General features: G+C 64.8%; 22 protein-coding genes. 11 read left to right on the top strand and 11 right to left on the bottom strand.

Annotated elements, in window-relative coordinates; translation table 11 throughout:
* Positions 1–132: 132 nt before the first annotated feature.
* From NKJ64_RS12120 to pcaQ, 8 genes are all read right to left on the bottom strand, one after another.
* Positions 133–1,578 (bottom strand): aldehyde dehydrogenase, encoded by a 1,446-nt coding sequence (locus NKJ64_RS12120; protein ID WP_352462638.1) that lies wholly within the window; start codon positions 1,576–1,578, stop codon positions 133–135.
* A gap of 95 nt (positions 1,579–1,673) precedes the next feature.
* On the bottom strand, positions 1,674–2,459 hold the full coding sequence (locus NKJ64_RS12115) for a coniferyl-alcohol dehydrogenase (RefSeq protein ID WP_031201463.1): 786 nt from the start codon (positions 2,457–2,459) through the stop codon (positions 1,674–1,676).
* Between the two features lie 2 nt (positions 2,460–2,461).
* A complete protein-coding gene (locus tag NKJ64_RS12110) occupies positions 2,462–3,526 on the bottom strand; it encodes a branched-chain amino acid ABC transporter permease (RefSeq protein WP_352462636.1) in 1,065 nt (354 codons plus the stop codon).
* Complete coding sequence (locus NKJ64_RS12105; protein ID WP_023685279.1) at positions 3,523–4,419, bottom strand: branched-chain amino acid ABC transporter permease; 897 nt, start codon at positions 4,417–4,419, stop codon at positions 3,523–3,525. Before NKJ64_RS12105 ends, NKJ64_RS12110 begins: the two co-directional genes overlap by 4 nt.
* Complete coding sequence (locus tag NKJ64_RS12100) at positions 4,416–5,144, bottom strand: ABC transporter ATP-binding protein (RefSeq protein WP_023736026.1); 729 nt, start codon at positions 5,142–5,144, stop codon at positions 4,416–4,418. Before NKJ64_RS12100 ends, NKJ64_RS12105 begins: the two co-directional genes overlap by 4 nt.
* Positions 5,141–5,815, bottom strand: coding sequence for an ABC transporter ATP-binding protein (locus NKJ64_RS12095; protein ID WP_352444670.1), 675 nt, complete (start codon positions 5,813–5,815; stop codon positions 5,141–5,143). Before NKJ64_RS12095 ends, NKJ64_RS12100 begins: the two co-directional genes overlap by 4 nt.
* Positions 5,816–5,904: 89 nt before the next feature.
* On the bottom strand, positions 5,905–7,203 hold the full coding sequence (locus tag NKJ64_RS12090; protein ID WP_352462635.1) for an ABC transporter substrate-binding protein: 1,299 nt from the start codon (positions 7,201–7,203) through the stop codon (positions 5,905–5,907).
* 276 nt (positions 7,204–7,479) lie between these two features.
* Complete coding sequence (gene pcaQ, locus NKJ64_RS12085; protein ID WP_352462634.1) at positions 7,480–8,397, bottom strand: pca operon transcription factor PcaQ; 918 nt, start codon at positions 8,395–8,397, stop codon at positions 7,480–7,482.
* Positions 8,398–8,489: 92 nt separating this feature from the next.
* Between pcaQ and pcaD the strand changes: the two genes are divergently transcribed.
* The 6 genes from pcaD to pobA are packed head-to-tail and all read left to right on the top strand — an operon-like array spanning position 8,490 to position 13,301.
* Positions 8,490–9,299 carry a 3-oxoadipate enol-lactonase gene (gene pcaD / locus NKJ64_RS12080; protein WP_352462633.1) on the top strand — a complete coding sequence of 270 codons (810 nt, stop codon included), beginning with the start codon at positions 8,490–8,492 and terminating at the stop codon, positions 9,297–9,299.
* Complete coding sequence (gene pcaC, locus NKJ64_RS12075; RefSeq protein WP_023668153.1) at positions 9,292–9,705, top strand: 4-carboxymuconolactone decarboxylase; 414 nt, start codon at positions 9,292–9,294, stop codon at positions 9,703–9,705. Before pcaD ends, pcaC begins: the two co-directional genes overlap by 8 nt.
* Complete coding sequence (gene pcaH / locus NKJ64_RS12070) at positions 9,695–10,450, top strand: protocatechuate 3,4-dioxygenase subunit beta (RefSeq protein ID WP_352462631.1); 756 nt, start codon at positions 9,695–9,697, stop codon at positions 10,448–10,450. Before pcaC ends, pcaH begins: the two co-directional genes overlap by 11 nt.
* Positions 10,450–11,064 carry a protocatechuate 3,4-dioxygenase subunit alpha gene (gene pcaG / locus NKJ64_RS12065; RefSeq protein WP_352462630.1) on the top strand — a complete coding sequence of 205 codons (615 nt, stop codon included), beginning with the start codon at positions 10,450–10,452 and terminating at the stop codon, positions 11,062–11,064. Before pcaH ends, pcaG begins: the two co-directional genes overlap by 1 nt.
* A 12-nt stretch (positions 11,065–11,076) precedes the next feature.
* On the top strand, positions 11,077–12,129 hold the full coding sequence (locus tag NKJ64_RS12060) for a 3-carboxy-cis,cis-muconate cycloisomerase (protein ID WP_352462628.1): 1,053 nt from the start codon (positions 11,077–11,079) through the stop codon (positions 12,127–12,129).
* Positions 12,129–13,301, top strand: a complete 1,173-nt coding sequence (pobA, locus tag NKJ64_RS12055; RefSeq protein WP_352462627.1) for a 4-hydroxybenzoate 3-monooxygenase — start codon at positions 12,129–12,131, stop codon at positions 13,299–13,301. Before NKJ64_RS12060 ends, pobA begins: the two co-directional genes overlap by 1 nt.
* Positions 13,302–13,314: 13 nt before the next feature.
* Here the strand turns inward: pobA and pcaF are convergent, their stop codons facing one another.
* The 3 genes from pcaF to NKJ64_RS12040 are packed head-to-tail and all read right to left on the bottom strand — an operon-like array spanning position 13,315 to position 16,164.
* Positions 13,315–14,520, bottom strand: a complete 1,206-nt coding sequence (gene pcaF / locus NKJ64_RS12050; RefSeq protein WP_352462626.1) for a 3-oxoadipyl-CoA thiolase — start codon at positions 14,518–14,520, stop codon at positions 13,315–13,317.
* A 1-nt stretch (position 14,521) separates the two neighbouring features.
* Entirely contained in the window at positions 14,522–15,310 is a 789-nt protein-coding gene (locus NKJ64_RS12045; protein ID WP_023685267.1) for a CoA-transferase subunit beta, read from the bottom strand.
* Positions 15,307–16,164: a CoA transferase subunit A gene (locus NKJ64_RS12040; RefSeq protein WP_023685266.1), complete on the bottom strand. Its 858-nt coding sequence runs from the start codon at positions 16,162–16,164 to the stop codon at positions 15,307–15,309. The genes NKJ64_RS12045 and NKJ64_RS12040 overlap by 4 nt, the downstream gene beginning before the upstream one ends.
* Positions 16,165–16,280: 116 nt before the next feature.
* On the opposite strand from NKJ64_RS12040, the gene NKJ64_RS12035 reads away from it, so the two are divergent.
* The 5 genes from NKJ64_RS12035 (at position 16,281) to NKJ64_RS12015 (ending at position 21,087) form a co-directional block, all read left to right on the top strand.
* A complete protein-coding gene (locus NKJ64_RS12035; RefSeq protein WP_023714833.1) occupies positions 16,281–17,051 on the top strand; it encodes an IclR family transcriptional regulator domain-containing protein in 771 nt (256 codons plus the stop codon).
* Between the two features lie 206 nt (positions 17,052–17,257).
* The gene (locus tag NKJ64_RS12030) at positions 17,258–17,983 is read left to right on the top strand and encodes a GntR family transcriptional regulator (protein ID WP_352462624.1); all 726 of its coding nucleotides are present in this window, start codon (positions 17,258–17,260) and stop codon (positions 17,981–17,983) included.
* 3 nt (positions 17,984–17,986) lie between these two features.
* Positions 17,987–19,021: an ADP-ribosylglycohydrolase family protein gene (locus NKJ64_RS12025; RefSeq protein WP_352462623.1), complete on the top strand. Its 1,035-nt coding sequence runs from the start codon at positions 17,987–17,989 to the stop codon at positions 19,019–19,021.
* Entirely contained in the window at positions 19,018–19,992 is a 975-nt protein-coding gene (locus NKJ64_RS12020) for a PfkB family carbohydrate kinase (protein ID WP_352462622.1), read from the top strand. The genes NKJ64_RS12025 and NKJ64_RS12020 overlap by 4 nt, the downstream gene beginning before the upstream one ends.
* 33 nt (positions 19,993–20,025) lie before the next feature.
* Complete coding sequence (locus NKJ64_RS12015; protein WP_023733149.1) at positions 20,026–21,087, top strand: ABC transporter substrate-binding protein; 1,062 nt, start codon at positions 20,026–20,028, stop codon at positions 21,085–21,087.
* The last annotated feature ends 63 nt before the right edge of the window (positions 21,088–21,150 follow it).

The raw sequence follows: 21,150 nt of genomic DNA, 5'->3' as shown, positions 1-21,150 counted from the left end.
GATTTACAACTCCGGGAGGGGCCGCCGATCGCGTGGCTCGAGCCTTGCCGGGTTTTGATGCGGGAATCCGTTGGCTCGCCAGGCAACGGCCCTGAGGGCTCCTTTCCTTCTCCCCTGTGAGAGAAGGTGGAGTCAAAACGGATAGTGCTGCCCCGGATCCTCGATGGTCAGCCAGCGCAGGTCGGTGAACTCGGCAATCGAGGCCTTGCCGCCGAAGCGGCCGTAGCCTGAACCCTTGACGCCGCCGAACGGCATTTGCGCCTCGTCGCCGACGGTCGGGCCGTTGATGTGGCAGATACCGGCTTCGATGCGCGCGGCAACCGCCATGGCACGGCGGATGTCGCGGCTGAACACGGCTGAAGACAGGCCGTATTCGGTATCGTTGGCGACACATACCGCTTCGTCCTCGCCCTTGACGCGGATCACCGGCTTGACCGGGCCGAAGGATTCTTCCGAATAGACGCGCATCGCCGGCGTCACGTGGTCGAGCAATGTCGCCTCGACCACGGTTCCGGTGCGCTTGCCGCCGGCCACAAGCCTGGCGCCCTTGGCGACGGCGTCGGCAACCAGTTCTTCCATCTTGTCGGCGGCTTGGTCGCTGATCAGCGAACCGAGCACGACATGGCCGCGCGGGTCGCCGGCAGGCAGCTGCGCCGCGCGGGCGGCGAGCTTGGCGACGAATTCGTCGGCGACCTTTTCATCGACGACCAGACGCTCGGTCGACATGCAGATCTGGCCCTGATGCATGTAGGCGCCGAAGGTCGCGGCATTGACCGCGGCGACGATGTCGGCATCGTCGAGCACGACCAGCGGCGCCTTGCCGCCGAGTTCGAGCAGCGCCGGCTTCAAGTGACGGCCGGCGAGTTCGGCAATGATCCTGCCGACCTTGGTCGAGCCGGTGAAGTTGACACGCCTTACGGCGGGGTGCGCGACCAGTGCCTCGACGATTGTCGCTGCGTCCTTGGGATGATTGGTGACGACATTGATGACGCCCTTGGGCAGGCCGGCCTCGACCAGCACCTGCCCGATCAGCCGGTGTGTGCCTGGGCACATTTCCGAAGCTTTCAGCACAACCGTGTTGCCGCAGGCGATCGGCATGGCGATGGCACGGGTTCCGAGGATGACCGGTGCATTCCACGGCGCGATGCCGAGGCAGACGCCGGCCGGCTGGCGGATCGCCATGGCCAGCGTGCCGGGCTTGTCGGAGGGAATGACCTCGCCCGAAATCTGCGTCGTCATGGCGGCTGCCTCGCGCAGCATTTTGGCGGCGAGCATGACGTTGAAGCCGGCCCAGGGGCCGGTCGCGCCGGTTTCTTCCATCATCAATTTGGTGAATTCGCCGACCTTGGAGTCCATGACATCGGCCGCCTTGGACAGCAAAGCGCGGCGCTCGCCCGGACCGGTCTTCGACCACGTCTTGAAAGCGGCAGCAGCGGCTTCGACCGCGGCATTGGCGTCGGCGATACTGGCTGCGGCAGCGCGGGTCGCCAGCTTGCCGGTGAACGGGTCCATGCGCTCGTAAGAGGCTGAGCCGGAGGCATCCCTTTTATCGCCGTCGATCAGAAGTCCGATGTCCATTGTTCTCTCCCTCGCTCGCCGTCGAGCGTCTTTTCTACCTATTATCGACCACGATCTGATTCCGAACACCGGCTCCCACTTTTCGGGATCATGGTCTAGAAGCCGAGCACCTCGGCATTGATCGATGCTTCAAGCCCACCGTCAACCGGCACATTGGCGCCGTTGACCCAGCGTGCGCCGTCCGAGCACAGGAACAGCACGACAGGCGCGATGTCGCCCGATGTGCCGGCGCGGCCGACACGGGCGATGTCGCTATCGACTCGGGCGTCGCCCAGCACATTGCGGAACTGTTTGAGGATCGGCGTCTCGACCGGGCCGGGGCTCACTGCATTGACGCGGATGCCGCGGCTCCTGAACAGGTCCTGATGCGCGGCGCGCTGCGTCCACAACAGCAGCAGCTCCTTGGAAACGGAATAGCCTTCCTCGTTCTTCACCTGATGGTCGGCGACCACCTCCGCCACATCGGGAAAGCCTTCGATGCCGACCATCGATGCCGCGCGGTTGAGATTGGCGCGCCAGCCATAGCCGGCGATCGAGGCGACGTTGACCACGGCGCCGCCTTCACGAAGTCTGGGTGCGAGGCCTTCCGAGAGCGCGCGCAGGCCATAGAAGTTGACGGCCAGTGTCGACACCGCACCGGTGTTGCCGGGGAGGCCGGCGACATTGCAGAGCGCATCGATGCGCTGCGGCAGGCGCCCGAGGAGATCGTCGACGCCGGCCTTGAACGAGATGTCGGCCTTGACGAAGAAGCCGACCGGTGCGGCAGGTTCACGCACGTCGACGCCGATCACGTCAGCGCCCAGTTGGCCGGCAAGTTCGGCCGTGCGAGCGCCGATACCAGAGGCGACACCGGTGATGAGGATGGTCTTGCCGAACAGCATGGTCACGCCTTTTCTGGATGCGTTGCGGCCTGTTGCGGCGAGGGCGCCGCGTCGCCATCTGCGGCGTTTGGCGGGAGCCTGACGCGATAGCCGACCGGCAGCAGGCGCAGGCCAAAGCGCTCCTCCAGCGTTCCCCACAGGCCGCGCGGCAGGAAGAGCGAGAACAGCACCGCCGTGGCGCCGAGGCCGATCAGATACCAGACGCCGGTGCCGCCGAACCAGGTCTCGATGAGGAAGAACAGCAGCGCACCCAGAATGGCGCCCTCGAAGGTGCCGATGCCGCCGACCAGCACCATGAAGATCATGTAGGCGGTCCACTGGACGTTGAAGTAGGTTTTCGGCTGGAAGGTGATCGACGTGGCCAACCACAGCGCGCCGGCCATGCCGATGCCGAAGGCGGCGAGCACGAAGAGCAGCCGCTTGGTTCCAGTGACGCGCACGCCGACCGATGCCGCGGCCTCCTCATTGTCCCTGATGGCGCGGATGGCCGCACCCGTGCTGCCACGCAGCAGGCTAAACAGGGTGGCGAGCAGCGCCGTCATCGCGGCCAACGCCAGCCAGTAGATCGTCGCCCGCCTGACGCCGGCGTCATAGACGTTGAGCGAGATCAGCGACGTCCCGGTTTCGCCTTGCACCAGCCGGTCGAGATTGACCAGCAGATGGGTGAGCGCGGCGATCACCCACATGCCGATGGCGAACTCGCCGTTCTTAAGCTTCAGCATGAACAGCGACATTGGCCAGGAGATCGCGCCGACGATGATCGCGGAGACGAACAGCGAGGCGAACGGGTTGAGGCCGGCATCGGCCAGACGGATGGCGAAATAGGCGCCGAGGCCGAAGAACACTTGCTGTCCAACCGAAACCAGCCCGCCGAAGCCGGCCAGCGCGTTCCACATCGCTGCCAGGATCACATAGATGAACAAGGCGGTAAGGCGGTCGACGGCGCCGGCCGACAGGAAGTGCGGCGCGATGCCAAGCAGCGCGATGATGACGACGACCGCAATCGCCGAGATGCGCGAGGCGGAGGTGCCGCGCTCGATGACGGGGTCGTTTAAAACCGCGCTCATGATGCTTTCCTCGCGGGCAGGCGCAGCAGGCCGCGCAGGCCGAGGCCGGAGGTGGAGAGCCGGATGAACAGCACGATCAGGAAGGCGACATGGCCGCCGATCAGAAAACCTTGCGGATGGATCTGCGCGCCGAGCGTCTGGGCGAGCGCCAGAACGATGCCGCCGACCAGCGTGCCCCATAGCGAACCGGCGCCGCCGATCACCGCCGCCTCGAAAGCGAACAGCAATTGAGGTGCGCCGGTATAGGGATCGAAGGTGGCGCGCATGGCGAGGAAGGCGCCGGCCAGCCCAACGGTGACCATGGCGATGGCGGCGGCGAGGGCATTGGCGCGGCGCGCATCGACGCCGACGAGACCGGCCGTGTCGGGATCTTCCGACGTGGCGCGGATCGAGCGGCCAAGCCTGGTGCGGGTGAGGAACAGCTGCAGTCCGCCAAGCAATATGACGGCGGCGGCGAACATGATCACGGCAAGCTTGCCGACATAGATGCTGCCCGGCCATTCCCAGGAATCGTAGGAGAGGCTGCCGATATAGGGCGCCAGCGAACGTGTGTCGGCGCCGAACTGCTCGAACAGCGCATTGTCGATGACGATGGCGAGGCCGAACGTGGTCAGGATCGGCAGGAGCGCGCCGCCGCGGGCGCTGCGCTCGAGCAGGAAGCGCTGCAGCGCCCAGCCGATGGCCGCCATCAGCGGCAGCACGATGAGCAGGCCGACGAAGGGCGAGATATGGAATTGCGAGGCGAGCCACCACAGCGCATAGGCGGAAAACACGGCCAGGCTTCCATGTGCGAGGTTGATGATGCGCATCACCGAAAACATGAAGGAGAGGCCGCAGGCGATCAGCGCGTAGTAGCCGCCGAGCAGGATGCCCTGGACGATCTGGTTGCTCATGCCGGCACACTCCCGGCGCTTTTTCTGTGCAGACCGAAATAGGCTTTCGTCACTTCATCGCGGGACATGCCCTTGCTCGGGCCTTCCAGCGCGACGCGTCCTTCGAGCATGCAGATGACCTTGTCCGAGACCGAGAGCGCGCGATTGAGGTCCTGTTCGACCAGGATGATCGTCGTGCCGGAGCTGATCAGGCCTTGCAGCGAAGCGTATACGCGATCGACCACCAGCGGCGACAGGCCGAGCGAGACCTCGTCGAGCAGCAGCAGTTCGGGATTGCTCATCAAAGCGCGGCCGATGGCGGTGGCCTGCTGCTCGCCACCGGAGAGATGCCCGGTCTTGGCATGGCGGCGCGGCTTCAGATTGGGGAACGTGTCGAGCACTCGTTCCACGCTCCAGTCGCCGGGACGGCCGGCGGTCTTGCCAAGCAGGAGGTTCTCCTCGACCGTCATCTGCACGAACAGTTTTCGCCCTTCCGGCACCAGCGCGACGCCCATGCCGACGCGCTTGTGCGAGGGAACGCCGGTGATATCGGCACGATTCAGCAGCACGCGGCCGGCCGTCGGCTGGTGCGCGCCGGCGATCGCCCGCAGCAGGGTCGTCTTGCCGGCGCCGTTGGCGCCGACCAGCGCCAGCGTTTCGCCGCGCTCGATCGAGAAGTTCACGCCGCGCACCGCCTGCAACAGGCCGTGGCGGACGACCAGATTCTCGATTGCGAGCAGGCTCATTTCGGGCCTCCGCCGAGATAGGCCCGCACGACTTCGGGGTCGGCCATCACCGCTTGCGGCTCGCCGTCGGCGATGATCTTGCCGGCGTCCATGCAGATCAGCCGCTCGGCCACCTGCAGCAGGATGTGGACGATGTGCTCGATCCAGACGATGCCGATCTTGCGCCGACGCAATTCCTTGATGGTATCGACAAGTTCGCTCGCCTCGCCATCGGTCAGGCCGCCGCCGATCTCGTCGAGCAGAAGCAGCGTCGGCCTTGCCGCGAGCGCGCGGGCAAGTTCTAGCCGCTTGCGGTCGAGCAGGCCGAGCGTTTCGGCGCGCCGGTTGGCCACGCCCAGCATGCCGCACAGTTTCAGCGACGCCAACGCCTCTTCATAGGCCTCGTCGCGGGCGAGACCGGCGCCATGCGATGCCGCAACAAAAACGTTCTCGAACGTGGTCATGCCGCCGAACGGTTTCGGCACCTGGTGCGTGCGCACCAGGCCGAGCCGGCAGCGCTGCGTTGCCGGCAGCGCCGTCACATCGCCGCCCTTGAAGACGACCGTGCCGGCGCTCGGCGGGAAGGCGCCTGACAAGATGCTGAGCAGCGTCGTCTTGCCGGCGCCGTTCGGGCCGACGATGCCGACAGCCTCATCGGCATTCATGGCGAAGTCGATATCGTCGAGCACCACCAGCGCGCCGAAGCGTTTCTGGATGCCGGCAGCGCGGAGGATCGCGGCGTTTGCTGAACCGTTCACGATGCGATCCCCGTAGCCGTCCGTCAGCCGTTATACGGCTGGAGCTTGGCCTCGACCGGAACCTTCGGGTCGGTGGCGTTCTCGGTCACGACGTAGTCGAGCGGGAATTTGCCGCCTTCCTTGGCCGCCACCCATTGGGTGCCGATGATCGGGCCGGGAGAGACATTGGCGACCGGGCCGCTGGTGAAGTCGACCTTGCCGATCATGGTCTCGGTGTTGAGCGTGCTCAGCGCCTTGGCGACGGCCGCCTTGTCCTTGGCGTCGGTGCTTGCCTTCAGCGCCTCGAAGCCGGCGTCGAGCAGCGACATCGAGGCGCCGAGCTGCTGCGTCCATTGCTTGCCGCTGGCGGCCTCATAACCGTCGGCCAGTTCGGTCCCCGAAACGCCGGTCAGCGGCGACTTGTAGGGGAAGGCCTTGTGCCAGTACGCGGCGCTCGAAATCTTGTTGCCGAGATCGCCGAGCGCCTCGATGTCGGACGGGAACAGCCCGGTCTTGGCGACCTGGCAGATCTTGATCTGCTTGATCAGGCCTTGCTGCGCGGCCTGGCGCCAGAAGGCGGCGAAGTCCGGCGGGATCGGGAAGGAGTTGAAGATCTCGACGCCTTCCTGTTTGAACAGTGCGATCTGCGAGGAATAGTCGGTGGTGCCGGTCTCGTAGGCGCCGGGATCGACGATGGTGAAACCCTGCTTTGCCAGCAACGGCGCCAGATGGGTGCGGATGGCATTGCCGTCGGCGTCGTTGGGATACATGACGCCGACCTTCTTGTTGGTCTCGATCAGGCTCCATTGCGAGATGTAGGTCCGGAAGAACTCGTCGACGCCGAAGCCGAAATGATAGGTCCATTTGAACGGCGAGGGTTCGCCGGGCTTGGCGCCGCGGCCGAAATACCAGGCCTCCCACGGCATGACGGTGGAGAGGCAAGGCACGCCGGCGGCTTCGCAGGCGTCGGCGACCGGGTTGATCACCTCCGGCGTCGACACCGCCAGCATCAGGTCGACGGCCTGGTTGTTGATGAGGTCCTTGGCGAGCTGGCCGGCGCGCGACGGGTCGGATTGCGTGTCCTGGTCGATGATCTCGACACTGTATTTCTTGCCGCCGATGTCGAGGCCGTTGGCGAGCGCCTTGCGGGCGAGATCGAGCACATAGCCGTCGGTCTGGCCGAAGCCGGCGAGCGGCCCGGTGCGCGGGCTGACAAAGCCGACCTTCAGCGTGTCGGGGGCCTGCGCGAATGCCTGGCCGCGGCTGAGCGCAAGTGCCGCGCCGCCGGCGAGCGATGTGGCGATGAACTGGCGCCGCGAGACGCCGGATTTGCTTGAGGTCATGCTGGTATTCCTCCCTTTCCTGACGGCACCTGGAGGTCACCGCCGGTCTGCTCAAAATCGATGCCGCCCGTTCTTAAGATCGGAGATCGCCCCGGCAGGCCTTGAGGCGGCAGCGGAACGCCGCCAATGCCGATAACGGCACGATTTCGATCCTCCCATCGTCACAGTGCCCTAGGTGTTTGGTTTGGTAAAATGATATTTTGCGGTGTTTCGTTAACCAACAGGTTATGGAAATACGGCTGAAGGCCCGCTCTGCGCCAGATTGGCGAAAGGTGCTCAGGCGTTCTGGCTGGCCGCCTCGCGAATGGTCTGCAGCAGGATGGTGAAGGCCGGCGAAGGCGCAGTGTCGGTCCGCATCGTCAGGCCGACCGGCCCTTTGGTTTCCTCGGTGTTGACGGGCAAGGCGACGAAGGCGCCGCTGGAGAGTTCGTTGGCGACGACGCCTGTCGATATGATCCAGACCGCATTGCTTTGGCGCAGGAAGGCACGGCCGAAGGAATCCGAGACGGTCTCGATCTCGGTCGCAGGCGCCGTCATGCCGTTGGTGATGAACAGGCGGTCGACGAACGGGCGGATGACCGACTCCCGCGTCGGCATCAGCACCGGGAATTCATCGAGCCGGGCGAAGATGTCCTGGCCCGGCTGCAGCAGCGGATGGCCGGCCCTCACCACGAACAGCACCGGTTCGGAATAGAGATGCTCGAAGAAGAAGCCGGTCATGTTTTCCGGCGCCGCAAGCCGGCCGACGACGAGATCGAGCGCACCGACGCGCAACTGTTCCAGCAGGACCGCGTTCTCGCCGGTGACGATCTTGATCGCAGCACCGGTATTTTCACTCAGGAACAGGCTTATGGCGCGTGGCATCACCTTGGCCGACACTGTCGGGAGCGCGCCGATGCGGATCGGATGCCGGTTGATGGCGCCGTCCTGGCGGACGGAATCGACGCCGCGCTTCAGTGCCGTGATCGCCGTGCCGGCATGGCCGAGAAAGATTTCGCCAAGCCGCGTCACCCTGATGCCGCGGCCGTCGCGTTCGACGACAGCGATGCCAAGCGCCTCCTCCAATTCGCGCAACGTCTTGGTCACGGCCGGTGGGCTGACATGGAGAAAGTCGGCCGCCCTCGCCACGCTGCCTTGCCGCGCTACCTCAAGGAATTCCTGCAGGTGACGGAACCTTATGCGGCTTTCGGACATGTTCTCATAACCGAGCAGTTAATGAAACGGCGTAAAATATCATTTTACCAAACCAAATGCCTTGTGCAATGTGAACACGGAGGATCGAAATCGTGCCATTCGTCAACATTGGCGGCATCACGCTGCACCATCGCCATATCAAGGCGAAGGGAAATGCGCGGCCGATCGTGTTCATCAATTCGCTGGGCACCGACTTCCGCATCTGGGACGAGGTGTTGTCCGAACTGGGTGGCGAAATGCCTGTGTTGGTCTACGACAAGCGCGGCCATGGCCTGTCCGACATTGGTGGCGTCAGCTCGATCGACGAGCATGTCGATGATCTGTCGGGCCTGTTCGATCATTTCGAACTGAACAATGCGGTGCTGTGCGGCCTGTCGGTGGGCGGCCTGATTGCGCAAGGGTTTTATGCCCGGCGCCCCGAAATCGTCGACGGCCTCATCCTGTGCGACACCGCCCACAAGATCGGCACGGCCGACAGCTGGAACACCCGCATCGAAACGGTCGAAAGCAAAGGCATCCAGGCCATCGCCGATGCCGTGCTCAAAATGTGGTTTACGCCTGCCTTCCACGCGGACCGTGTCGCCGAGCTCGACGGCTACTGGAACATGATGACCCGGCAAGCCGTCGCCGGCTATGTCGGCACCTGCGCCGCGGTGCGCGATGCCGATTTTACCGAGGCTGCGCAGGCGATCGCGGTGCCCACGCTTTGCGTCGTTGGCGACCAGGACGGCTCGACGCCGCCGGATCTCGTCCGCTGGCTGGCCGATCTGATCCCAGGCGCACATTTCGAAATCATTCGTGACGCCGCGCACATCCCTTGCGTCGAACAGCCCGAGGCGCTGACCACCCTGATCCGCGATTTCGTCGCGGCGCTTCCCCTGAGAAAGCAGACCCATGGATGAACTGCCCAAAAACGAAACCAGATACCGAACCGGGCTGACCGTCAGGCGCTCGGTGCTCGGCGACCCTCATGTCGATCGCAGCGAGGATGCCGTCACCGATTTCGACCGGCCGTTCCAGGAGCTGATCACCGAGGCAGCCTGGGGCACTGTGTGGGCGCGTCCGGGCTTCAGCAGGCGCGAACGCTCGATCGTGACGCTGGCACTGCTGGCCGCCCTTGGCCATGATGAAGAGGTCGCCATGCATGTGCGCGCCACCGCCAACACCGGTGCGTCGCGCGACGATATCTGCGAAGCGTTCCTGCATGTCGCGATCTATGCCGGCGTGCCGGCCGCCAACCGCGCCTTCAGGATCGCCAAGGAGGTGTTTTCGGAAATGGACGGAAGCAGGGCTGGCCATGCCAGCTGATGCCGGCTCGAACCGCAGGCCCGAGAGCGGCGCCTTCTTCCAGCGCGACCGCGGCTGGCATCCGCCGGCGCTGACGCCCGACTACAAGACGTCGGTGCTGCGCTCGCCGCAAAAGGCGCTGCTGGCCTTCGACAACACGGCTTCGGAAATCACCGGTCCGGTGTTCGGCCACGCCATGCTGGGCGAACTCGACAATGACCTGATCCACAATTTCGCAAAGCCCGGCGAGAGCGCCATCGGCGAGCGTATCATCGTCTATGGCCGCGTGCTCGACGAGCGCGGCCAGGGCGTCTCCGGCGCGCTGCTCGAATTCTGGCAGGCCAATTCAGGCGGCCGCTACCGCCACAAGAAGGACGGCTATCTCGCGCCGCTCGATCCGAATTTCGGCGGCTGCGGCCGCACCATCACCGATGCCGATGGCGGTTATGCCTTTCGCACGGTGAAGCCAGGTCCCTATCCCTGGCCGAACGGGCCCAATGACTGGCGGCCGTCGCACATCCATTTCTCGGTGTTCGGCCACGGCTTCGCACAGCGGCTGATCACCCAGATGTACTTCGAGGGCGACCCGCTGATCTGGCGATGCCCGATCGTGCGCGGTATCCGCGACAAGGCGGCCGTTGAGACGCTGGTAGCGGCGCTCGACATGCAGGCGACGATCCCGTTCGACGCGCGCGCCTACAAGTTCGACATCGTGTTGCGCGGACGCCGCGCCGCGCTGTTCGAAAGCCGGCCGGAGGGAAATTGATGGCGCAGTCGCTGACCCGGCTGAAGGAGAGTCCGTCGCAGACCGCCGGGCCTTACGTGCATATCGGGCTGACGCCGAATTTCGGCGGTATCGGCGGCGTCTATCCGACAGACCTCGGCGCGACGATGCTCAACGACAAGACCAAGGGCGAGCGCATCGGTTTGCGCATCCGCGTGCTCGACGGCACCGGCACGCCGCTCAAGGACGCGCTGATCGAGATCTGGCAGGCGGATGCCAATGGCTTCTACAATTCGCCGGCCGAATTGCGCGGCGATGCCGATCCGGATTTTCAGGGCTGGGGCCGTCAGCCGACCGACATGGAAACCGGCCTGTGCAGTTTTCAGACGATCAAGCCGGGACGCGTGCCATATGGCGACGGGCGGCTGATGGCGCCGCATATCAGCTTGTGGATCGTCGCGCGCGGCATCAATATCGGCCTACATACGCGGCTCTATTTCTCAGACGAGGCCAAGGCCAATGCCGAGGATCCGATCCTGGCCCGCATCGAGCACAAGGTGCGAGTGCCGACGCTGATCGCCGAGCGGCAAGGCGACAACTATATTTTCGACGTCCATCTCCAAGGGGAGAAGGAAACGGTCTTCTTCGACAGCTAGGAGGCCAATGACATGACCGTATCGCCCTTCGACCATCCGCTGCTCTCCGGCCTGCTCGGCGACGAGGAGGCGGCTCGGCATTTTTCGGTGGATGCGGAAATCGCCGCCATGCTCGATTTCGAGCGCGCGCTGGCGCAAGCGGAAGCCGAAAGCGGGATTATCGGCACGGATGCCGCCGCGGCGATTATACCTGTCCTGTTGTCATACAAGCCGGACACCGCGCGGCTGCGGGCCGGTGTGGCGAAGGATGGCGTGATCGTGCCCGAACTGGTGCGCCAGTTGAAGGCAGCGGTCGGCGCGCCGCACGACGCCGGCGTGCATTTCGGCGCAACCAGCCAGGACGTCATCGACACTGGCCTGGTGCTTCGGCTGCGCCGGCTCATTGAACATCTCGACCTGCTGCTGACTGAAAACATTTTGCGGCTGGTGGGGCTGGAAGAACGTTTTGGCAGCCGTGCATTGACAGCGATGACGCGCATGCAGCCGGCGATCCCAATTCAGGCGTCGGACCGCGTGGCGGTGTGGCGCACGCCGCTGCAACGGCATCAGCAGAGACTGTCGGAGCAATCCAAGCGTCTGCTCGTGGTGCAGTTTGGCGGCGCTGCCGGCACGCTGGAGAAGCTGGGCGACAAAGGACCTGCCGTGCGCGCGGCCCTTGCCGCAAAGCTCGGCCTTGGCGACGCGCCGCAATGGCACAGCCAGCGGGATGCACTGGCCGAATTCGCCGGGCTGCTATCGCTCATCACCGGCAGCCTCGGCAAGTTCGGCCAGGACATTGCGCTGATGGCTCAAGATAGAACCGACATCAAGCTGTCCGGCGGCGGCGGCTCGTCGGCCATGCCGCACAAGCAGAACCCGGTGAAGGCGGAAGTGCTGGTGACGCTGGCGCGCTTCAACGCCACCCAGCTTTCCGGCATGCATCAGGCGCTGGTGCATGAGCAGGAGCGCTCCGGTGCTGCCTGGACGCTGGAATGGCTGCTCTTGCCGCAGATGGCGGTTGCGACCGCGGCTGCGCTACGGCTCGCCGCCGAACTCGCCGGACAGATCGAAAGCCTGGGACACTGATGCGCACCCGGATTGTCATTGTCGGCTCCGGACCGTCCGGGCTGCTGCTTGGCCAGCTTCTCGGCACCATTGGCGTCGAGACGGTGATCCTCGAACGTTCGAGCCGGGAGCATGTGCTTGGCCGGGTGCGGGCAGGGGTGCTCGAACAAGGCACCGTCGAGTTGCTCGAAGAGGCGGGCGCAGCTGCAAGGCTGCATGCCGAGGGCCTGCTGCATGCCGGCATCTCGCTTGCCTTCGGCGGCGGCCTGCTCCGGCTCGACCTCACGGCACTGACTGGGGGAAAGCATGTCACCGTCTATGGCCAGACCGAAGTGACGCACGATCTGATGGACAAGCGCGAGGCGGCCGGGCTGACCACCGTCTATGAGGCGGCCAACGTCGCGCTGCATGGTTTCGATGGCGAAGCGCCTTACGTCACCTATAGCAAGGACGGCGTCGGCCATCGCATCGACTGCGACTTCATCGCCGGCTGCGATGGCTATCACGGCGTCAGCCGCAAATCGGTGCCTGAGCGGGCGCTGAAAACCTTCGAGCGGACCTATCCCTTCGGCTGGCTCGGCGTGCTGGCCGAAGTGCCGCCGGCCGATCACGAACTGGTCTACGCCAACCATGAGCGGGGCTTTGCGCTGTGCTCGATGCGCTCGACACATCGCAGCCGCTACTATGTGCAGGTTCCGGTTGATGAGAGCGTCGAGGCCTGGAGCGACGACCGCTTCTGGGATGAGTTGCGCCGTCGCCTGCCCGAGCAGACTGCCGCCGCCGTTGTTACCGGGCCGTCCTTCGAAAAGTCGATCGCGCCGCTGCGCTCCTTCGTTGCCGAGCCGATGCGCTTCGGCCGGCTGTTCCTGGTCGGCGACGCCGCCCATATCGTGCCCCCGACCGGCGCCAAAGGGCTTAACCTCGCTGCCAGCGACGTGCGCTATCTCTTTGCCGGACTTCGCGAATTCTATCTGGACAAATCGCAGGCCGGGCTTGACGCCTATTCAGCCAAAGCGCTGGCTCGGGTGTGGAAGGCGGTGCGCTTCTCCTGGTGGATGACGACGATGCTGCACCGCTTTCCCGATACGGGCGAGTTCGGCCAGCGCATCCAGGAAGCCGAGCTCGACTATCTCGTGCATTCGCAGGCGGCGTCGACCGCGCTGGCGGAGAACTATGTCGGTTTGCCCTATTAAGGGCAGTGCGATCTCAAACCCGTTCGAGCGCCACTGCGATGCCCTGGCCGACGCCGATGCACATGGTGGCGAGCGCATAGCGGGCGCCGCGCTCGCGAAGCTCCAGCGCAGCCGTGCCTGCAATGCGCGCGCCCGACATGCCCAAGGGATGACCAAGCGCGATGGCGCCGCCATTGGGGTTGACGTGCTCCGCATCCTCGGCGATGCCGAGTTGGCGTAGCACGTCGATGCCTTGGGAGGCGAAGGCTTCGTTGAGTTCGATGACATCGAATTGGTGCGGTGTCAGGCCGAGGCGAGCGCAGAGCTTTTGTGTCGCCGGAGCAGGGCCGATGCCCATGATGCGCGGCGCCACGCCGGCGGCAGCGCCGCCGAGGATGCGGGCGATCGGCGTCAGGCCGTGTTTTTTCACAGCCGCTTCGGAGGCGATGATCAGCGCCGCCGCGCCATCGTTGACGCCCGATGCGTTGCCGGCGGTGACCGTGCCGTCTTGCCGGAACGGCGTCGGCAATTTGGCCAGCGACTCGACCGTGGTGCCGGCGCGGGGATGCTCATCCTTCGATACGATAGTCGCATCGCCCTTTTTCTGCGGGACCGTCACCGGGGTAATCTCCTTCGCCAGCCGGCCATTGGCCTGTGCCGCGACGGCCTTGTCCTGGCTGCGCACGGCAAAGGCGTCCTGGTCGGCGCGCGACACTGAAAAATCCTCGGCGACGTTCTCGCCGGTCTCCGGCATGGAATCGACGCCATATTGTTTCTTCATCAGCGGGTTGATGAAACGCCAGCCGATGGTGGTGTCATGGATCTCGGCATGGCGTGAAAAGGCGGTCTCGGCCTTGGGCATGACGAAGGGCGCGCGGCTCATCGATTCGACGCCGCCGGCGATCATCAACTCGGCTTCGCCCGCCTTGATGGCGCGGGCGGCAATGGTGAGCGCGTCCATGCCGGACCCGCAGAGACGATTGACGGTCGAGCCTGAAATTTCCTTCGGCAGTCCGGCCAGGAGCAGCGACATGCGGGCTACATTGCGGTTGTCCTCGCCGGCCTGATTGGCGCAGCCATAGACGACGTCGTCGACAGCCTGCCAGTCGATGCCGGCATTGCGCTCGACCAGCGCCTTCAGCGGGATGGCGCCAAGATCGTCGGCCCGCACCGACGACAGCGAGCCGCCGAAACGGCCGATCGGGGTGCGGATGTAATCGCAGATGAATGCCTCGGTCATGTCATGCGGCCTTTTCTTTTCCGCTTCCCTCATGCGCCGCCTTGGTGCGGGCCTGCAGGTCACGCAATGTCGTCAGCTCGAGTTCCGTCGGCGCCGGCGTTTCGTCAAGCGCCTCGGCGAACTTTACGATCCAGCCGCAGCTGTCCTGCACCTGCTGCCGCGTCACGCCGGGATGCAGCGACACCACGGTGAATTCCTTGCTCATCGGGTCGGGCTTCCAGATGGCGAGGTCGGTGATCAGCAGCGTCGGTCCAGCGGTCTCGATGCCGAGGCGCTGGCGATGGTCGCCGCCATTGCCATGGCCGAAGGAGGTGAAGAAGTCGATCTTCTCGACCATGCCGCGCTTGGACTGCGCCATGGTGATGTAGATCTCCTTCGACGAGGTGGCGATCTCCGGCGCGCCGCCGCCGCCGGGCAGGCGGGTCTTGGGATGCGCATAGTCGCCGATGATGGTGGTGTTGATGTTGCCGAACTTGTCGAGCTGGGCGGCACCGAGGAAACCGATCGAAATGCGACCGCCCTGCAGCCAGTAGCGAAACATCTCCGGCACCGAGACGGTCGTGACGGCGGTGTCGCAAAGTTCGCCGTCACCGATCGACAGCGGCAAAACATCGGGCGCGGTGCCGATGGTGCCGCTTTCATAGATCAGCGTGATGTCGGGCGCATGCGTCAGTCGCGCGACGTTGCAGGCGGCCGACGGCGCGCCAATGCCGACGAAGCAGACATCGTCGTTTTTCAGGGCTCGGCTGGCGGCAATCGTCATCATCTCATTGGGAGTAAAGCCGCTCATGCCGCGCTCCTCAGATGCTTTACGCGGCCGGCGAAATCGTCCGCCGTGCGCTCAAGGACATTGGCCTGCATCCAGGTCTGGAATTTTTCACGGTCGGCGGCGATGTCGTCCCATTCGAGATAGGCGGCGTTGTCCCTGGCATAGTAGCCGTGCGTGTAGGAGGGATGCGAACCGCCTGATACCACCGAGATCGCAGCGATGGTCCAGCGCGGCAGCACGGTGAGGTTGGGATGCAGGTCGTCGAAATTGTCGACGACTTCCTCTACCGTCACCACGGCGCGCTTGGCCGCGAGCACCGCTTCCTTCTGGATGCCGATAATGCCTTCGACCAGCACATTGCCTTTTTTGTCGGCCTTCTGAGCGTGGATGAAGGTCACGTCCGGTCGGATGGAAGGAACGGCGGCAAGCACCTCGCCGGTGAACGGGCAGGTGACCGAGCGGATGTTGGGATTGACTGCCGCCAGCCCGGCGCCGCGATAGCCGCGGAACACCGCGCAAGGCAGGCCGGCAGCTCCCGCCTCGTAGGCGTTGGCCATGCCGGCATGGCTGTGCTCCTCGATCTCGATCGACCGGGGGAAGCCGTTCTCGATGGCGTCGCGGGCGCGGCGCAGCAGGCCGACGCCGGGATTGCCGACATAGGAGAAGATGATCTTCTTGGCCATGCCCATGCCGATCATCTGGTCGTAGATCAGGTCGGGGGTCATGCGGATGAGCGTCAGGTCGCGAAAGCCCTGGCGGATGGCCTCATGCGCCGCCGCCGTCGGGATCAGATGCGTGAAGCCTTCGAAGGCGACCGTATCGCCATCATGCAGGTTCTCAGCCACGGCCTGTTTGAGCGGCAGGAAATTGACCATCGCCAAGAACTCCGAAGTTCAAAAAGTTCGTATTGCGAACATTTGTTTTGTATGAGATATTTTTACATCGCGCCGCCGAGACGAGTCAAGGCGGCGCATTGTCTTGCGGAGGCCGCATGGAGGACGAGGCAACGACACGCGACCATGTCGGCTCGCTGGAGCGCGGCCTTGCAGTCATGGAGATACTGGCCCGGCATCCGGCCGGGATGACGCTGACCGAAATGGCGGAGGAGGCGGGGCTGACCCGCGCCGGCGCGCGTCGCTTCCTGCTGACGCTAACCGCGACCGGCTATGCCACGCAATCCGGCCGGCAGTTTTCGCTATCGCCGCGCCTGCTCACCATCGTGCGCTCCTGGCTCGGCGGCGCCTCGCTGTGGACATTCGCCGCACCCATCATGCGCGACGTGGCCGCCCAGTTCGACGAGGCCTGTAACGCGGCGGTGCTGTCGGGCGAGGAAGTCGTCTATGTCGCGCGCATTCCTGGCCGCCGCATCCTCAGCGTTTCGCTCGATGTCGGCACCAGGCTGCCGGCGCATTGCACCTCGATGGGGCGCGTCCTGCTTGCGGGGCTGGGCGCGGATGAGCTGAAGGCCTTGCTTGCAGAGGCGAGGATCGAACGGCGCACGCCGAAGACGATCACCAGCCGCGCCGCGCTGGCCAAGGCCATCGACGCGGCGAGGGCGGATGGCTTTGCCGTCGTCGATGAAGAGCTGGAACTTGGCCTGCGCTCGATAGCGGTGCCGATCTATGACCGCGCCGGCAAGACCGTGGCGGCGATCAACGTCTCGACGCAGTCGGCGCGGTTCTCCGTCGAGGCGATGGAGCGGGATATCCTGCCAGCGCTGCGGACGGCCAAGCAACGGATTGAGGAATTTTTCTTCGTGTGAGCGCAAGGCTAATCGCCTGAGGGAAGCGCTGCCCCCGCTCTGTCTCGGAGACGCGACGCCCTGCGCGGTTAGCGTCGCCATGCGAACAAACGATGCCCGGGGCACCTGAGCACAACGCATATGCGTGAATCCAAATATATCGTTGACGCCGCCCTTCAACTCCAATATCGAACAGGACTATACAGGTTTACTGAACAGGTACCCATATGAAGCGGCGCGGGGTTCAACTTTCTCCCGGCACGGGCAAGCCCGAGCAGATCGCCACCGTTCTCGAACATGAGATCCGCTCCGGCGTGCTTGGCTTCGGCGACCGCCTGCAAAGCGAGAACGAACTCGTCCAGCGCTTTTCCGTCAGCCGCAACACGGTCCGCAAGGGCCTCGAGGAGTTGTCTAGCCGTGGGCTGATCACGACCAAGGTCGGCATCGGCTCCTTCGTCACTTTCGACGGCAAGCCGGTCGATGACAGCATTGGCTGGTCGCGGGCGCTGGCCAATGCCGGCGCCAATGCCGAGACGCGGACGCTGCGGCTTGAAGTGATCGAGGATGCCGATCTTGCCGCGCTGCTTGGCATCGAAAGCCCGTTCTTCATCGCCGTCGACCGGGTGCGCACCAATGCCAGCGACGGCCATGCGATCTCCATCGAACGCAGCCGCCTGCCGCTGTCGACCGAACTGGAGGACGTGCCGCTGCGCGGTCTGCGCGAAGGCTCGCTCCACCAGACGCTGCGCGGCGCCGGCCTCATCCCAGACCATGGCGAGGAATGGGTCGGCATCGAGATGCTGAATGCCGAAGACGCCGCCATTCTCGGCTGCCCGCAAGGCACGCCGTTCCTGCGCGGACGCCGGCTGACGCGTGCGGCCGACGACCGGCCGATCGAATATGTAACCAGCCTGCTCAACCCGGCGCATTTCGCGCTGCATATGAGGTTTTGAGCGATGCCGGACAGAACCAACGACACGCTCGATCGCGCCATGGGCGCGCTTGTCGGTGGGGCGCTCGGTGATGCGCTGGGCATGCCGACGCAGCTTCTGTCGCCGGCCCGCATTGCCGAACTCTACGGCCATGTCGAGGATTTCGTGGCGCCGTTTGCCGATCATCCGGTGTCGAAGGGGCTCGTTGCCGGCACCATCACCGACGATACCGAACAGGCGCTGCTGCTCGGCCGCATTCTGGTCCAGTCCGGCGACCGCTTCGATCATGCGCGCTGGGTGAACGCACTGCTCGACTGGGAGCGCGAGGTCAAGGCGCGCGGCAGCTATGACCTGCTGGGACCATCGACCAAGCGCGCCATCGACGCCATCAATGACGGCGTGCCGGCGGAAGAGGCGGGAATCCGGGGCGACACCAATGGCGCGGCCATGCGCATCGCGCCGGTCGGCATCATGATGCCGCTGGAACCGTTCGATGCTTTTATCACCAAGGTGGCGGAGACCTGCCGTGCGACGCACAACACCTCGATCGCCATCGCTTCGGCCGCAGCAGTTGCCGCCGCCGCCAGCCACGGCGTCGCCGGTGGCGACTGGCGTGCCGCTTCCGACAGCGCGGTAGCAGCCGCGCGGCGAGGCGCCCGGCTCGGACATTGGGTGACTGGTGGCGATATCGCCGCGCGTATCGCCTGGGCGCAGGAGCTCGTGCGCGGCAAGACCATGCGGGATGCGATCGGGCTCATCACCGATCTCGTCGGCACCGGTGTGGCCAGCCAGGAGTCCGTGCCGGCAGCTTTCGCCGTGCTTGAAGTCGCGCAGGGCGATCCCTGGCAAGCGGCAATCATCAGCGCCAATCTCGGCGGCGACACCGACACGATCGGCGCGATTGCCTCAGGCATGGCCGGCGCCTGCGTCGGCTTTTCGCAACTGCCGCAACAACACATTGCCGGGCTCGTCGGCATAGATATGGGGGAGGTGCGCTCGCTTGCCGAAGACCTCGTCGCGGCGCGCACGGCAAAGGCCAGCAAGGATGCCGCGGCATGAGTGGGCGTCTGGTCCATATCGGCAGCGCCGTCGTCGACTATGTCTACCGCATCGACGCCTTGCCGGCCCCGGGCTGCGAGAAGACCGCGTCGAGCTTTGCGCAGGTCGCCGGCGGCGGCTTCAACATGATGGTGGCGGCCAGCCGCACCGGCATGACGGTGGTCTTCGGCGGCCGGCTCGGCAGCGGACCGAATGGCGATTTTTTGCGCGCCGCATTTGCGGCCGAAGGCATCACAACGCTGACGCCGCCATCGCCGGTCATGGACAGCGGCAATTGCGTCGCCATGATCTCCGGGGATGCCGAGCGCACCTTCGTGTCGTGGCCCGGTGCGGAGAGCTTTCTCAGCCTCGAGATGATGAGCCCCGTGGTGGTCGCGCCTGATGATTGGGTGTTCACGTCGGGCTATACGCTGAGCTATTCCGACAGCCGCGACGCGCTGACCGACTGGATCGAGGCGCTGCCAGGAAACATTCCCTTCGTTTTCGATCCAACGCCGGTCATCGCGGATATCCCACGTCCCATCCTTTCGCGGGTGCTTGCCCGTACGACATGGCTGAGCTGCAACATGACGGAAGCGGTCGAGATCGCTGGGCAAGGCGATGTCGAGGCACTCGCCGCCCGGCTGCTCGCCGACCACTGCCCAAAGGCCGAAGGCGTCGTTATCCGCGCCGGCGCCAAGGGCTGTTTCGTGAGGTTGGTCAATGGCGAGACGCAGACCATTGCCGGCTTCAAGGTCGATGCCATCGACACCAATGGCGCCGGCGACACCCATATCGGCGGTTTCGTCAGTGCACTCTCGCGCGGCGTGCATCCCTTCGAGGCGGCGCGCTATGCCAATGCGGCGGCAGCACTTTCCGTCACCCGCCATGGCGGCTCATCGGCGCCGACCGACAGCGAGATCCAGACTTTCCTGAGCCAGGCCGCCACGGGCGAGCCGGGCCAGAACCAGAAGGCCCATCAGACAGCCTGACCCGCCAAGCGGGCAAACAAGAGAGGAACGAACATGCGCATGCCAAGACTGACTGCCCTGCTGACGGCGACCGCCGTCATCACCTCCGCGCTCACGCTGGCCGCCAGTGCCGCCGAAGTGCATGTGCTCAACTGGAAGGGCTACGGCGCCGACGAGCCGTGGGCGATCGAAGCCTTCGAAAAGGCGACCGGCAACAAGGTCGTCAACGACTTCTTCAATTCCGAACAGGAAATGCTGACCAAGATCCGCACCAATCCGGGCCTCTATGACGTGGTCATGATCAACGCCGCCTTCAACGATCAGGCGATGGCGGAAAAGCTGATCCAGCCGATCGATACCTCCAAGCTGCCGAACTATGCCGACATCAGCAAGGACAAGGCGCAATCGCCGATGCTCGACCATGACGGCAAGGTCTATGGCGTGCCGTGGGTGTGGGGCCTGACGGCGCTGGCTATCAACGAAAAGTCCTTCGACAAGCCACCGACCTCGATCGCCGAAATGTGGGACCCAGCGCATAAGGGCCGGGTCGTCATTCGCGACGACGCTGTCGAAGCGGTGCAGTTCGGCGCCATCGCCACCGGCCAGAACATCAACGACATCAAGGATATGGACGCGGTCAAGACCAAGCTGACCTCGCTGATGCCGCAGATCAAGACCTTCTGGAGCTCGGAGAACGACTGGAACCAGATGGTCGCCTCCAACCAGATCGACATCGGCACCTATTGGAGCGGCTCGGCCGATCGCGCCAAGACCCACTTCAAGCTGCCGGTCTCGCTGGTCGTTCCGCAGGAAGGCGCCGTCGCCTGGCTCGACGCGTTCTCGATCCCGGTGGGCTCGAAGAATGTCGAAGGTGCGCAGGCCTTCATCAACTGGATGATCGATCCGAAATTCTATGTCGAATGGGTCACCAAGGTCGGCGCTCCGGTGTCGGCCAACACCAAGGCGGTGGAAGCGCTGCCTGAAGACTCCTTCAACCGCAAGGTGATGGGCGATCCCGAGGTGGCCAAGCGCATCCAGTTCCAGGCGCCGATCACCGACGCGCAGCGCGAGGCCTATCTGGCGCTGTGGCAGCAGCTCAAAGTCGACGTGAAGTAACGCTCACGTCCGGACCAGCCGGCGGTTGGCGCCGGCTGGCCCTTCAATCCTGGGGAGGAGGGT

The organism is Mesorhizobium sp. M0062 (assembly GCF_040323125.1).
Classification (GTDB): Bacteria; Pseudomonadota; Alphaproteobacteria; order Rhizobiales; family Rhizobiaceae; genus Mesorhizobium.
The sequence above is the reverse complement of the archived record's forward strand: the minus strand, read 5'-3'. Positions and strand labels throughout refer to the sequence as shown.